Origin of the sequence: Streptomyces orinoci, assembly GCF_003121295.1 — a bacterium.
Taxonomy (GTDB): Bacteria; Actinomycetota; Actinomycetes; order Streptomycetales; family Streptomycetaceae; genus Streptomyces; species Streptomyces orinoci.
In genome coordinates, this window is record NZ_PHNC01000012.1 from 24,669 (window position 1) to 37,738 (window position 13,070).

10 protein-coding genes and 1 tRNA gene are annotated in these 13,070 nt (G+C 68.5%); 6 read left to right on the forward strand and 5 right to left on the reverse strand.

The features are described 5' to 3' along the window. Nucleotides 1–130 precede the first annotated feature (130 nt). The 4 genes from CV755_RS09765 to CV755_RS09780 are packed head-to-tail and all read left to right on the forward strand — an operon-like array spanning nucleotide 131 to nucleotide 5,025. Nucleotides 131–964, forward strand: a complete 834-nt coding sequence (locus CV755_RS09765) for a M55 family metallopeptidase (RefSeq protein ID WP_109279904.1) — start codon at nucleotides 131–133, stop codon at nucleotides 962–964. Continuing rightward, complete coding sequence (locus tag CV755_RS09770; protein WP_109279792.1) at nucleotides 957–2,339, forward strand: M20/M25/M40 family metallo-hydrolase; 1,383 nt, start codon at nucleotides 957–959, stop codon at nucleotides 2,337–2,339. Before CV755_RS09765 ends, CV755_RS09770 begins: the two co-directional genes overlap by 8 nt. Further along, a complete protein-coding gene (locus tag CV755_RS09775) occupies nucleotides 2,336–4,324 on the forward strand; it encodes a S9 family peptidase (protein WP_422070529.1) in 1,989 nt (662 codons plus the stop codon). The genes CV755_RS09770 and CV755_RS09775 overlap by 4 nt, the downstream gene beginning before the upstream one ends. Further along, nucleotides 4,321–5,025, forward strand: a complete 705-nt coding sequence (locus CV755_RS09780) for a 4'-phosphopantetheinyl transferase family protein (protein ID WP_109279793.1) — start codon at nucleotides 4,321–4,323, stop codon at nucleotides 5,023–5,025. The genes CV755_RS09775 and CV755_RS09780 overlap by 4 nt, the downstream gene beginning before the upstream one ends. 30 nt (nucleotides 5,026–5,055) lie before the next feature. Here the strand turns inward: CV755_RS09780 and CV755_RS09785 are convergent. After that, a tRNA-Lys gene (locus CV755_RS09785) sits at nucleotides 5,056–5,129 on the reverse strand. 488 nt (nucleotides 5,130–5,617) lie between these two features. On the opposite strand from CV755_RS09785, the gene CV755_RS09795 reads away from it, so the two are divergent. Continuing rightward, nucleotides 5,618–6,427 (forward strand): helix-turn-helix domain-containing protein, encoded by an 810-nt coding sequence (locus CV755_RS09795; RefSeq protein ID WP_109279906.1) that lies wholly within the window; start codon nucleotides 5,618–5,620, stop codon nucleotides 6,425–6,427. Further along, nucleotides 6,427–6,624, forward strand: coding sequence for a DUF397 domain-containing protein (locus CV755_RS09800; RefSeq protein ID WP_109279795.1), 198 nt, complete (start codon nucleotides 6,427–6,429; stop codon nucleotides 6,622–6,624). Before CV755_RS09795 ends, CV755_RS09800 begins: the two co-directional genes overlap by 1 nt. 204 nt (nucleotides 6,625–6,828) lie before the next feature. On the opposite strand, the gene CV755_RS09805 is transcribed toward CV755_RS09800, so the two are convergent. From CV755_RS09805 to CV755_RS09820, 4 genes are all read right to left on the reverse strand, one after another. After that, a complete protein-coding gene (locus CV755_RS09805; protein WP_153068631.1) occupies nucleotides 6,829–7,215 on the reverse strand; it encodes a hypothetical protein in 387 nt (128 codons plus the stop codon). Beyond that, the gene (locus CV755_RS09810; RefSeq protein ID WP_479681637.1) at nucleotides 7,205–11,698 is read right to left on the reverse strand and encodes a DUF6531 domain-containing protein; all 4,494 of its coding nucleotides are present in this window, start codon (nucleotides 11,696–11,698) and stop codon (nucleotides 7,205–7,207) included. The genes CV755_RS09805 and CV755_RS09810 overlap by 11 nt, the downstream gene beginning before the upstream one ends. Before the next feature lie 9 nt (nucleotides 11,699–11,707). After that, complete coding sequence (locus CV755_RS09815) at nucleotides 11,708–12,064, reverse strand: hypothetical protein (RefSeq protein ID WP_109279797.1); 357 nt, start codon at nucleotides 12,062–12,064, stop codon at nucleotides 11,708–11,710. 154 nt (nucleotides 12,065–12,218) lie between these two features. Beyond that, on the reverse strand, nucleotides 12,219–12,692 hold the full coding sequence (locus CV755_RS09820) for a flavodoxin family protein (protein WP_109279798.1): 474 nt from the start codon (nucleotides 12,690–12,692) through the stop codon (nucleotides 12,219–12,221). Between the last annotated feature and the right edge of the window lie 378 nt (nucleotides 12,693–13,070).

Here is a 13,070-nt window from a genome sequence, read left to right on the forward strand (position 1 = left end):
TCATTCGGCCGGACCTTAGCCGATATCGAACGCGATCGGCCAAGTGAGCGTGGCCACGTCTCCGTCGAACAACGGAAACCACGGCGGAAGGCGTGCCCCCGCGGCGCCCCTGCGGTAGGACTGCTTCATGGTGAAGATCCTGATCTCCGCGGACATGGAAGGCGCCACCGGAGTCACCTGGCCCGGCGACGTACTGCCCGGCAGCCCGCAGTGGGAGCGCTGCCGCCATCTGTTCACCTCCGATGTGAACGCGGCCATCGCCGGGTTCTTCGACGGCGGCGCGGATGACGTCCTGGTCAACGAGGCCCACTGGAGCATGCGCAACCTCCTGCTGGAGAAGCTCGACGAGCGGGCCCGGATGCTCACCGGCAAGCACAAGACGCTGAGCATGGTGGAGGGCATCCAGCACGGCGACATCGACGGCGTCGCCTTCCTCGGCTACCACGCGGCGGCCGGCGCCGAAGGGGTACTGGCCCACACCTACCTGGCCAACTCCCTCACCGGCGTCTGGGTGAGCGGCACGCGGGCCAGCGAGGGGCTGCTCAATTCCCTGGTCGCGGCCGAATACGGTGTGCCGGTGGTACTGGTCACCGGCGACGACCGGACCTGCGAGGACGCCCAGGGCTACGCCCCCCGGGCCCCCGCGGTCGCGGTCAAGGACTACATCTCGCGGTACGCGGCCGTCTGCCGCACCCCGGCCCGTACCGCCGCCGACATCAGGGCCGCGGCCAAGAACGGGGCCGCGCTGGCGGTCCGGTACGAGCCGGTGCGCGGCGGGCCGTTCACCATGGAGCTGGAATTCGACGCCGAGCACCTGGCCGGGGCCGCGACCTGCGTCCCCGGCGTCGAGCAGACCGGCGAACGCCGGGTCGCGTACACCATGGCGACCATGTACGAGGCGATTCGCTGCTTCAAGGCGGTGACGACCATTGTGTCGGCCGCGACGGAGGAAGAGTATGGCTGACGACACGGGGGACACGGGGGAACGGATCGACCGGCGGGCACTGGACGAGGCGGTGCGCTTCACCTCCGACCTCATCCGTATCGACACCACCAACCGGGGCGGCGGCGACTGCCGGGAGCGCCCGGCCGCCGAGTACATCGCCGGGCAGCTCGCCGACATCGGGCTGGAGCCGCTGCTGCTGGAACGGGACCCCGGACGCACCAATCTGGTCGCCCGGATCCCCGGCCGCGACCGTGGCGCCCCGGCCCTGCTGATGCACGGCCACCTGGATGTGGTGCCCGCCGAACCCGCCGACTGGAGCGTGCACCCCTTCTCCGGGGAGGTCCGCGACGGCATGGTCTGGGGGCGCGGTGCCATCGATATGAAGGGCACCGACGCCATGATGCTGGCCGTGGTCCGGGCCTGGGCCCGGGCCGGGGTACGGCCGCCACGCGATGTGGTGCTGGCCTTCACCGCCGACGAGGAGGACGACGCCGCCCCCGGCGCCGCCCATCTGGCCAGTGCCCACGCCGAGTTGTTCAAGGGCTGCACCGAGGCCATCGGCGAGTCCGGCGCGTACACCTTCCACGCCGACGGCGGGCTGCGCCTGTACCCGGTGGGTGCCGGGGAACGCGGCTCCGGCTGGGTCAGACTCACCGCCCGGGGCACCGCCGGACATGGCTCCAAGGTCAACAAGCAGAACGCGGTGGCCCGGCTGGCCGCCGCCGTCACCAGGATCGCCGAACACGACTGGCAGGTAAGGCTCAGCCCGACGGTACGCGCCTCGCTCCGCGAGATCGCCGCCGCCTATGGCGTGGAGGGTGAACCCGACGCCCCGGGCTTCGATGTGGACTGCCTGCTGGACAAGCTGGGCACCGCGTCCAAGCTTCTGGCCGCCGTGGTGCGCAACAGCGCCAACCCCACCGTTCTGCAAGCCGGTTACAAGGTCAATGTGATCCCCGGCAGCGCCACCGCGCTGGTGGACGGCCGTATCGTGCCCGAAGGGGACGAGGAGTTCCTCGCGGCCCTTGACCGGCTCACCGGTCCCGATGTGGACTGGGAATTCGTCAACCACGACGACCCCCTCCAAGTGCCCGTCAACTCACCGCTGTTCGCCGCGATGCGGGCAGCACTGGAACGCTTCGACCCCGAGGCCCGGGTGGTGCCGTTCTGTATGTCCGGCGGCACCGACGCCAAGTACTTCAGCCGCCTGGGCATCGACTGCTATGGCTTCTCCCCGCTGCGGCTGCCCGTCGGCTTCGACTACCAGGCCCTCTTCCATGGCGTGGACGAACGGGTCCCGGTGGACGGACTGCACTTCGGGGTAAGGGTCCTGGACCACTTGGTGATGTCCGGCGAAACAGGCAGGTCCGGCAAGGAGGAACGGGAGGAATGATGACCCTGTCCACGGCGCCCCACGGAAGCTGGCCGTCGCCCGTCACCGCGGAACTCGCCGCGGCCCACGACGGACGGCCCGACCAGGTGGGCACGGTGGGCGAGGAGGTCTGGTGGATCGCGCCCCGCCCCACCGAGGCGGGGCGGCAGGCCCTGATGCGACTGCTGCCCGACGGCAGCACCCGCCCCGCCCTCCCCGCGCCGTGGAACATCCGCACCCGCCTCAACGAATACGGCGGCCGCCCCTGGACCGCCGTACCCCGGCCCGGCGCCGGCCCCCTGGTGGTCTTCACTCACTACGCCGACCAGCGCCTCTACGCCTGGGAACCCGACGGCCCGGCCCCCCGCCCGCTGACCCCGCACGGCCTGCATGGCGCGGGCCTGCGCTGGGCCGACCCGCTGCCCGTCTCCGGCCGCAACGAAGTCTGGTGCCTGCTGGAGGAGTTCACCGGCCCCGCCCCCGCCGATGTACGCCGGGTACTGGCCGCCGTCCCCCTGGACGGCAGCGCCGCCGAGGACCGTACCGCCGTCCGCGAACTCACCGACGACCGCCACCGCTTCCTCACCGCCCCCCGGCTCTCCCCGGACGGCCGTTGCGCCGCCTGGCTGGCCTGGGACCACCCCCGGATGCCCTGGGACGGCACCGAACTGCTCACCGCCGAGCTGGACGAGCAGGGGACGTTCACCGGAGTACGCACTCTCATGGGCGGGCCGGGCGAATCCATCGCCCAGGTGGAATGGGCCCCCGATGGCTCACTGCTCGCCCTCTCCGACCGTACGGGCTGGTGGAACCCCTACCGGGTGGACCCCGACACCGGCCGGAGCGTCAACCTCTGTGCCAGGGAAGAGGAGTTCGCCGGGCCGCTGTGGAAGGTGGGGCAGCGCTGGCTGATGCCACTGCCGGACGGCCTGATCGCGGTCCTGCACGGCCGGGGCGGCCAGCGCCTGGCCATACTGGACCCCGCCACCGGCACCCTGGCCGACGCCGAGGGCCCCTGGACCGAGTGGACCCCCACCCTGGCCGTGGACGGCAGCCGGGTGATCGGCATCGCCGCCGCCCCGGACCGCGCCCATGAGGTGGTGGAACTGGACACCTGCACCGGCCGCACCCGCCCGATCGGTGACCCGCACACCGACCCCATGGACCCCGCCTACTACCCGCGGCCCCGCACCCGCACCTTCACCGCCCCCGACGGCCACCCCATCCACGCCCACCTCTACCCCCCGCACAACCCCGGATTCCGCGGTCCCGAAGGCGAGTTGCCGCCCTATGTCATCCGCGCCCACGGCGGCCCCACCGGCCGCTGCGAGGCCGTACTCGACCTGGAAACCGTCTACTTCACCTCCCGCGGCATCGGCATCGTGGACGTGGACTACGGCGGCTCCGCCGGCTATGGCCGCGCCTACCGCGAGCGGCTGCGCCACCAGTGGGGCCTGGTGGACGTCCAGGACTGCGCCACCGTCGCCGAGGCCCTGGCCGCCGAGGGCACCGCCGACCCCGGCCGGCTGGCCATCCGCGGCGGCAGCGCCGGCGGCTGGACCACGGCCGCCAGCCTGGCCACCACCCGCCGCTACGCCTGCGGCACCATCCTCTATCCCGTACTGGACGCCCTGACCTGGGCCCAGGGCGGCACCCACGACCTGGAGTCGCACTATCTGGAATCCCTGATCGGCCCGCTCACCCAGGTCCCCGACCGCTACCGCGAACGTTCCCCGCTGTACCGCGCGGACGGCATCACCGCACCCTTCCTGCTCCTCCAGGGCCTGGACGACCGCATCTGCCCGCCCCGGCAGAGCGAACTGTTCCTCGCCGAGGTCGCCGGGCGCGGCGTACCGCACGCCTACCTCACCTTCGAGGGCGAAGCCCATGGCTTCCGCCGCTCAGAGACCGTGGCCCGCGCCCTGGCCGCCGAACTCTCCCTCTACTCCCAGGTCTTCGGCTTCGACGCCGGCCCCGGGGTACCGGCCCTGGAGCTCCGCCCATGACGCCCCGCACCCTGGGGGAGCACCCGCTGCCCGGCCGCTGGACCCCCGGCGGCCCGCCTCAGCTGTGGCTCCTGCGCACGGCCGACCACACCCCCGATGCCTCCGAGACCTATGAACACGCCCTGGACGCCCGGGAACTGGCCCGCGCCACCGCCTTCCGCCACCCCCATCACCGGGCCCGCTACCTCTCCGCCCACCTCTGGCTGCGCCGCCTGCTCGGCGCATATCTGGACCTGGACCCCGCCAAGGTCGAGCTCATCCGCGAACCCTGCCCCCTGTGCTCCGCCCCGCACGGCCGCCCCGCGGTGCCCGGCGCGCCCCTGCACTTCAACCTCTCCCACGCCGGGGACCTCGCCCTGTACGCCTTCGCCTCCACCCCGGTCGGCGTGGACATCGAGGAACGCCCGGAGGCCACGGCCGTGGACGACATCCTGCCTTCCCTCCACCCCCGGGAGATCGCCGAACTGACCGCGCTCACCGACCCGGACGAGCGCCGCTCCGCCTTCGCCCGCTGCTGGACCCGTAAGGAGGCCTACCTCAAGGGAACGGGCGCGGGCCTGGCGGAGTCGTTGTCCCTGACGTATGTGGGGTGCGGCCCCGATCCGGTCTCACCCGCCGGCTGGCTGCTGAGCGATGTGGCCGTGGGCCCGGACCACACCGCCGCCCTTGGCGTGAAATCACCCGAGGCCCGCACCAGTTGAACTGGTACGGGCCTCGGATGCTGATTCCAGTGCGCCACCAGGGACTCGAACCCCGGACCTGCTGATTAAGAGTCAGCCGCTCTAACCAACTGAGCTAGCGGCGCGGCAGGAATATTACCGGATCCCCTGTTCGAGGCAAAACCCGGTTTCCGGTCAAGGGTGCGCAATCCGCTGATGCCGCCCCATGGCCTCGGTGAGCGCGCTCGCCTCCCCGAGGTTCCCGGCCCGACTGGCCGCGTAGTAAGCGGCCTTGATGCGCACGCACTCACTGCACCCGGGCCGTCGCCCGGCCGCGGAGGGTACGGGCCGGATGTCCTCCGGCGCGGCATGCCACTCGGTACCGCCCGCCGGCGGCCGCAGTTGATAGCGGGACCACCGGTGGTCCATCACTTCACCGACACACTTCCGGGCCGCGTCCCAGACGAGTTCGCCTACGGCGGGTACGTAGGGGGTAGGGGGCATAGAGGCAACCTCTTGTGAGTGACAACGTTCACGATCCGTGCCCCCAGGGTCGCGCTCCGCACCTAGCCTGGAACAGGGGGTTGCCTTGGACGCTGGAGGGAGTCCAGCGGGAGAGTTGGGGGAGGTGCGCATGGGCGGAGTCGGGGACGGGGTGGCGTCACCGCTGGAGCACTTCGGGGAAGAAGTGCGGCTGGAGCGGGAGCGATTGGGCATGCCTAGGGAGGAACTGGGCAAGGAGGCGTGCTGCAGCTACTCACTGGTGGCCAAGATCGAGGCTGGGGTCCGCGTCCCCTCGGTGGAGTTCGCGGAGGCTTGCGACCGGGTTTTTCCGTACGCCCATGGGCGATTCTCGCGGTTGGCCACTTGGGTGCTGAAGCGTGCATATCCACACGGGTTCGACGAGTATGTGAAGTGGGAGCAAGCCGCAGCCATCATCCGAAGGTTCCAAACCACCCTTGTGCCTGGGCTGGCGCAAACCGAGGCGTACGCTCGGGCAGTTATGGCCACTGGCCGGGCCCGTAACCAAGGAGAGCTGGTTGCCGCTCGAATCTCGCGCCAGCACATCCTCGACCGCGAGCACCCGCCACAGCTGTGGATCGTCCTGGAAGAGTCCGTGCTCAGGCGCTCGTTCGGCGGGCGGGACGTCATGCGGGCCCAGCTGGAAAAGCTCTTGAACTTGGCGAACACCGCGCCTCACGTAGTGCAGGTCGTTCTCGACCGCGAGGAGACCTTTCACGGTGTGCTTTCGCCCTTTGGTGTGCTCTCATTCGATGAGGGAGCGGATCTGGCTCACGTCGACGGATTCCTCGGCGGCCAGTTGCTCGCCGACCCGCCACAGGTGGCTGACGCCCGAGATACGTTTGCGCTGATCACAGCCAAGGCGCTGCCGCCAGACGAGTCGTCCCGCTACATCAGAGCGGTAATGAAGGAGTGCTATTGATGAATTGGCGCAAGTCAACCTACAGCAGCAACAACGGATCCGAATGCCTCGAAGTCGCCGACAACATACCCGGCACCGACACCATACCCATCCGGGACAGCAAGCGTCCCCAAGGCGCAACCCTCACCATCCCCACCCCCTCCTGGACCCACTTCCTCACCACAATCCAGGCAGGCGAGCCGCCGCACACTCATTGAGACCTCAACCGTGGCGGATTTCCTTACCCCCAACGCCCCCAATCCCAAAGGTTTTCCACCCCCGAGCAGCGCATGCCACCGCCCCAGTCCCATCCGGGGCGCCCGGCGCCCCACCGCTCCGGGCACCCCCTCAGGGGCGCGGGGAACTGCGCGACCAGCCACAACCCACCCCGCGCGTGCAAACGCACCCGGAGACGCGACCCCTCACTCCCAAGGCGGATTCGGCACATTCCGCAACTTCTCCTCGATATCGAGAACAGTCGCTCTCAGCACCTCAATGACCCGCCCCGCGGACACCTCTCCCGCCCGCCAGGAACGCCAGCAGCCCAGGAACGCCTCGATCAACTCGGCGTACTCGATGCTCAGATCCATATCGTCCAGAAACGCCGCGTGCGGATCCCGCTCGAACTCCTCGCGGCTGCGCCGCTTCCCCTGGAGGTACCACCAGTTGTAGCGCATATCCGCACCGAGCAGCCGCACCAGCAGGTCGTCCCCCGCATGCCCAAGCGTGGGCATATGCGTCAAGGTCTCCACCACAACCTGGAGAACTTCACTCGTATTCGGCATCGGCTGGAACCGGTTACCTGCCACGGAATTCCTTCCTCGACCACTTGAACAGTCCACCGACATCGGTGGGACTAGGCATCGCATCGCCGCCGCCCGCCTCGATAACCCGGGAACAGTACACCAGACAGCTGTTGTCCCTGAAGTTGTAGACCCCTTGCCCGGAACTGCCCCGGAACGACTTCTTCGCATAGGCGATGGCATGGTCCGCATGGGTCAGATCAATTGTCGAGGACCCCACATAAGTCATCCCCTCCGGAATGCCCTTGAAGCGCATCGGCTTGAGGATCTCGTATTCCACCTGCTCCCCGCCCTCGCCCGCACTCCGCAGCACCGCATTGGCGTGCGCGTGCTCATACTTCCCGCTGTCGCTGGCGATCTCAACGCTGAAATGCGGGCCGTCCGGGCCCTGATACGCATGCACCGTCGCCTTTCCCGGTACAGGCTCCAGACACTCCGGCGCCAGGCCCAGCGGATCCATCCACCCAAGGGCGTTGACCACATACGCGAAGGGATTGGGCGCGGGCGCGAGCCCAAGCGGGTCGGGCGAGATATAACGGGCGGTCTCCGGATCGTAGTGCCGGAAGTAGTTGTAGTTGAACCCGGTCTCCGGGTCGTGGTACTGCCCCGGAAAACGCAAGGGACAGCCGGCCTCGGTACCCTCCCCGGCCGGAGTCGGCAATGGCGTGCCCCAATGACTCGTCCGCCGCTGCCAGGTGATCTCGCCGTCCGGAGAGACCAACTCCATGGGCGAGCCCACCAGATCGGTGAAGACCGCCTGGAAGCGCGGTGGCGAACCCAGCCGCGCAATACGCGATTCCGGCTCGGTGAGCGCATCCCGCTCGGTCTGGGCTATCGGCCGGTGCGTACCCGGGGCGTACTCCCAGGTCGTGGTCCCGTCACCGGAAACGCACTGCTCGGCGAGGCGGCTGTCATCCCAGACAAAAGTGACCTCTTCGGCCACCGAACCATCGTCCGCCAAGCGCCGTTTCGCTATTCGACGGCCCAAGGGGTCATAGAGATAGCGCCAGTGTTCCCCCTCCGGAGTAACCGCCTCCGTCAAGCGGTCTTCCGCGTTCCAGGAAAACTCCCAGACACGCCGCTGCCCATTGAGCAGCTTACGAACCTTACGCACCAGTCGGCCCTGAGCATCATGCTCATAACGCGTACGGCCGGCCCGGTGGATGGTCCCCTTCGCGAACTCCCGCTCTCCGGGCGCCCGGTGACCGGGAGCCTGGGCCCGGATAAGGTTCCCCGCCGCGTCATAGGCATAGGACTCGGTCCAGCCATGTGCGTCCACCCCCGTCACCCGGCCCAGCTCATCAAGAGAGAAGTGCCGCGTACCGGAGGTCAGTTCACGGACCTCGACCAGGAAATCGTCCGCTCGATAGGCATAGGCCCGATGCTGGAGCAGCAGTTCCTTCCCGCTCCCGCCCAGGCTCAGACTCTGCACCGTAAGCCGGTTCCGGCCGTCCCAGAACTGGGTGAGCCGGACCGCGTCCCCGGCCCGCCGCTCAATCTCCCGCCCCGCCGCGTCATAGGCGAATTCCAGCGAACCGCCCTCCGCCCTCAGCCGCACAGGGCGGTCGGCGGCGTCATAGGTCCAATGGGAAACCGCACCACCCGGGGTGGTACGCCGGGTCATACGCCCCAGCGCGTCATACGCATAGGACATCGCACGCCCATTGGTGCTCTCGACCAGCACCCGGCCCAGCGCATCGCGTTCCCACTGGACTTCGGCATCCGGATTGGCGGCGCGCACCAGATGGCCGGAGGCGTCATAGCCGAAAGTCGTCTCCGTGCCGTCTCCCGCCCGGGTGGCGACAACCCGGCCCAGCGCATCGCGAACCAGGGAGAGCGACTCGCCCGCGCCATTGACCCGGGCGGTCAACTGCCCGGCCGCGTCCCGCTCATAGGACACCGTACGACCGCTGAAGTCGGTCTCCGCCACCAGACGCCCGGCCGGGTCGTACTCATACGACCAGGTCAGCCCTTGGGGGTTGGTAACGGACGTCAGCCGCCGCTCCGTGTCATACGCGAACCGATAGTCCGCCCCATCGGGATCCGTACGGGAGGCGGGCAGGTCAAAATGAGTGTGCGTATGCACGGTGGTATTGCCCGCCAAGTCGGTGTGGGAGAGGAGATTCCCCTCCCCGTCCCAGACCCAGGACTCCCGGCTGCCATCGGGCAGTTCACGCCATTTCGGCTTGCCCTCGGTCGTCCAGCCCATACGGGTGGTGTGGCCCAGCGGATTGGTGACCTCCACCACGCGGCCGAAGAGGTCACGGCGAATGGCGGAGGTATGGCCCAGCGCATCGGTGAGGGAAACCGGCAGCCCCGCCGCGTCACAGCCGATGTGCTGCGTATTACCGAGCTCATCCGTAACGGACACCGGATGGCCGGAATCGTCATAGGCGTAACGGGTTTCGGCCCCCGTCGGGTCGGTGGTCGAAAGGAGGTTGCCCGCCGTGTCGTAGCTGTGACGCCACACCGCGCCACCGGGCTCGGTCACCTCCACTGGCAGATTGAGGGCGTTGTAGACGGCCCGGCTGGTTGACCCATCGGGGAGGGTGACGGTGGTGAGATTCCCGGACTCGTCATAGGAGTAACGGGTGGTACGCCCCAGCGGATCGGTGACGGCCAGCCGGTGCCGGCCGGTGGCGTCCCATTCGGTGCGGGTGGTATGCCCCAACGGATCTGTGACCGCGACCACTTGCCGATCCGAGTTGTACTGGTAGACCGTCCGCCTGCCCAGCGAGTCCGTGACCGTGGTGGTGCGCGCCTGCTCGTCATAGGCGAGCACACCCGACAGAAACCCGTCCGAACCCTCCGTACGCACCACACGTCCGCGCTCGTCATAGACATACGCATAGGAGGTGCCATTGCGGTCGGTCCAGGAGGTGATACGACCCCGGCCGTCATACTCGAAGCTCAGCGGCTTCCCACTGGAGTTGATGACCTCCGCGAGGTTGCCCGCCTCGTCATATCCATAACGGACGAGGACCGTCCCACCGCTATCCGTACCCCCCGCGGGTGCATAGCGGCTCCGTTCCCCCGGAAGCAGACGCAGGGCGGTGATACGCGGACCCTGGGTGTCAATGGCGATGCGGTAGCCACCGGAGTGCTGAATCGCGGTCGGGACACCGGCCGGAGTGCGCTCGATCTCCATGCGATGGCCATTGCGGTCCGTTATGGACTCCAGCAGAAGCTCGACGATCTCCTGGCCGGGGGAGTGCGCGGAACGGGCGAAGGTACGGGTCAGCCCGGTCGCCGGATCGGTGACGGTCATCACGCCACCAATGCGGCCGTCCCAGGTCAATGGCGCCGGCACCCCATGCTCCGGCAGCACCGGACCATCCGCCGATGGCACCGGATAACACAGCAGCTTGCCGTCGCCCGCCGCGAACACCACACCGTTGGCGTCCAGTTGAAGACGCTCGTCCAGCGTGGACGCCCAGGTCGGACCGAACCAGCCTCCCGCCCGGTACGAGGACAGAAAGGTACGCCCCAGAACCAGCGGCAGCCGCCCGGCGAGGCTGACATCCGTCTGCGTCAGGAACATCGCCCCGGTGGCGACATCGATCGGGTCCCGGTCGCAGGTGAGCGACTCGGTGTCCCGCGCCGAGGCCGGTACATCCTCCCCCTGGGGCCGGACGGCCTGCATGGGAGGCTTCTCCACCTCCAGCAGATTCGTCTTGCCGGCCTTGCCCAATGACCCCAGATCGCCCAGATCACCCAGACCACCCGGCAGCCGGGACAATGAGGGCATCAGCCCATCGAGCGCCAGGGCCCTCAGACCCCCCGCCTCCACAACGGCCTTCGCCCCGGCCCCCGCACCGCCGAGCAGCCCGCCGCTGATCATGCCGTCCTTCGCCGAGGAGCTGAGCTCATCCAGGCTGAAGTGGTCCTGCAGCCCCGCGGCGATCTGCAGGGGCTGGGCGACCGCGGCATCCACGGCCACCGACTCCACCCCGCCGAAGACGGCCGAGGCAATGGCCGTACCGAGCACCTCGGCCGCTGCCTCCGACACCACCAGGCCCATCCCGCCGGCCAGCGAGATCACCTCGGCGGCCACACCCGCGGCGGCCCCGGACAGGGCGCCGCCGGTCGCGATGGCCAGCGCGATCGCGGCGCCCAGCACGGCGATGTCGATCGCGATCCGCTTCTCGATCTGATGGATGGCGTGGTCGATGGCATCGGCGTATTTGTCGAGCGCCTTGGCCATGTGCCGCGCCGCCTCGGCCACATCGTCCAGCCAGCCCTTGCCCTGCCCGCCGTGATACTGCCGCCAGAACTTGGCGTAGGCGTCGATTCCCTCGCCCTTGTTGTGGTGGATCAGCGCGGCCGACTTGCCGTCCACCGGTTTGATCACATCGTCCACGGCCCCGGCGAAGGTACGCCAAGCGTCCGCCGCCTTACGGCACTTGTGGGGATCGCCCTCGGGCCACCACATGCCCATATGCTTGGCGAGCCAGTGACAGCAGTCCCTGATGCTGGGGAGACCGAACACCGCGGCCCCCTACTTCCGCTGGTCCGAGGCCGGCTTGGTCGCCTTCTTGAACACGCCCGCGATGGCGTGGTCATTGCCGGCGTGCCCCTCGCCCATGGTGACCATGGCCTCGGAGATGCTCTCCAGGCCCTGCACAAGAATGCCGACCGCTTTGTCGATCGAGGTCTTGGCGGGCCCATAGCTGTCGTGGAACTTCTTCCCCGGATCGTCATGACCCCAGGGCGAACCCAGGTCGTCCAGCGCCTTCTTGAGCGTTGCGGCCGCATTGTGAAGCGCGGTGCTCTGCTCATGAAAGGTCGGCGCGGACGCCTTCAGATCGGCCTCGAATATGCGCAGATTCGCCTCACTGCTGCCGTTATCACCCACGGCTACCTGCCCCCGTTGATCTTTGGAACTTGTGCCGGGTGACCCTACCTCGTTGGCTCAGGGGTGGGCGGATGGCAGTGATACCTGGGCCGGGCCTATGACTTGGCGGCGGTGCTCCTCCCTTGCCGCGGCCGGCCGAGCCCGTCCGTTCCGGTCAGGAAACCGCACCGATCCGGGCCCGCAGCCCTTCCGCAAACGCGCGGGCCGCCACCAGATCGGCACCGTTGGGCCGGTCCTTCCTGATCCCGCCGACCAGCTTGAACGGCAGCCAGGTGTCCCAGCCCCGGCAGGAGAAGGCGTCGTCCACCTGGAAGCCCTTCTGCTCAAGAAGCCGCACCAGGGGACGGGTGAAGGGCCGGACCGGCAGCTCCGGCAGCCCGCTGGTGGCGAAGACAAACGCCCTGCCCCATTCCCGCTCCGGCAGCGCCCCGACGAACTGCCGCAGCCGAGGATGGAACTTCCCGGTGAAGATCCCCGACCCGAACCCCACCAGGTCGCACCCGGCAAGCTCCGCCAAATCGACCTCTTCGGGAGCGACCACCCGGGCCTCCAGCACCTGGCCCATAACGTCGGCGACCCTCTTGGTGTTGCCGTGGGACACCGAGGCACACACGAGCATGACCTTCATAACCAGCTCCCTTCCCTATGTCAGCTGCCGTGTGGTCGCTTGGACCTCACACCTGGACGACGGGGGCGGCGCCGTGGGGTGTGACATCAAGGGAGTGTGACGACAGTCACAGGCAAATGGCTGCAGGTGGCAATACTGGATTCCCGTGACGGCCGTCGAGCCGACTGATGCAGTCACATCACCCGGGACGTGAGCAAAAGCTGGGCGCAGACATCTGCCGACGGTCTCGCGACGGAAAGGAGCGGCCTGCTCGCGATGCTCCCCCTGAGGTCACATGCATCTCAACTGAGTGTATATTTGCCCTGGTTGAATATTTAGTTGATGGATCCAACCATGAAGCTGACCCGAGTAGCTCTCGTGGGCTCAGGTCCTCTCATT

Bases quoted from the DNA above. Each gene is read 5' to 3' on its own strand.
- CV755_RS09770 (WP_109279792.1), top strand. From the start codon at position 957: ATGGCTGACGACACGGGGGACACGGGGGAACGGATCGACCGGCGGGCA.
- CV755_RS09775 (WP_422070529.1), top strand. From the start codon at position 2,336: ATGATGACCCTGTCCACGGCGCCCCACGGAAGCTGGCCGTCGCCCGTC.
- CV755_RS09780 (WP_109279793.1), top strand. From the start codon at position 4,321: ATGACGCCCCGCACCCTGGGGGAGCACCCGCTGCCCGGCCGCTGGACC.
- CV755_RS09795 (WP_109279906.1), top strand. From the start codon at position 5,618: ATGGGCGGAGTCGGGGACGGGGTGGCGTCACCGCTGGAGCACTTCGGG.
- CV755_RS09800 (WP_109279795.1), top strand. From the start codon at position 6,427: ATGAATTGGCGCAAGTCAACCTACAGCAGCAACAACGGATCCGAATGC.
- CV755_RS09820 (WP_109279798.1), bottom strand. From the start codon at position 12,692: ATGAAGGTCATGCTCGTGTGTGCCTCGGTGTCCCACGGCAACACCAAG.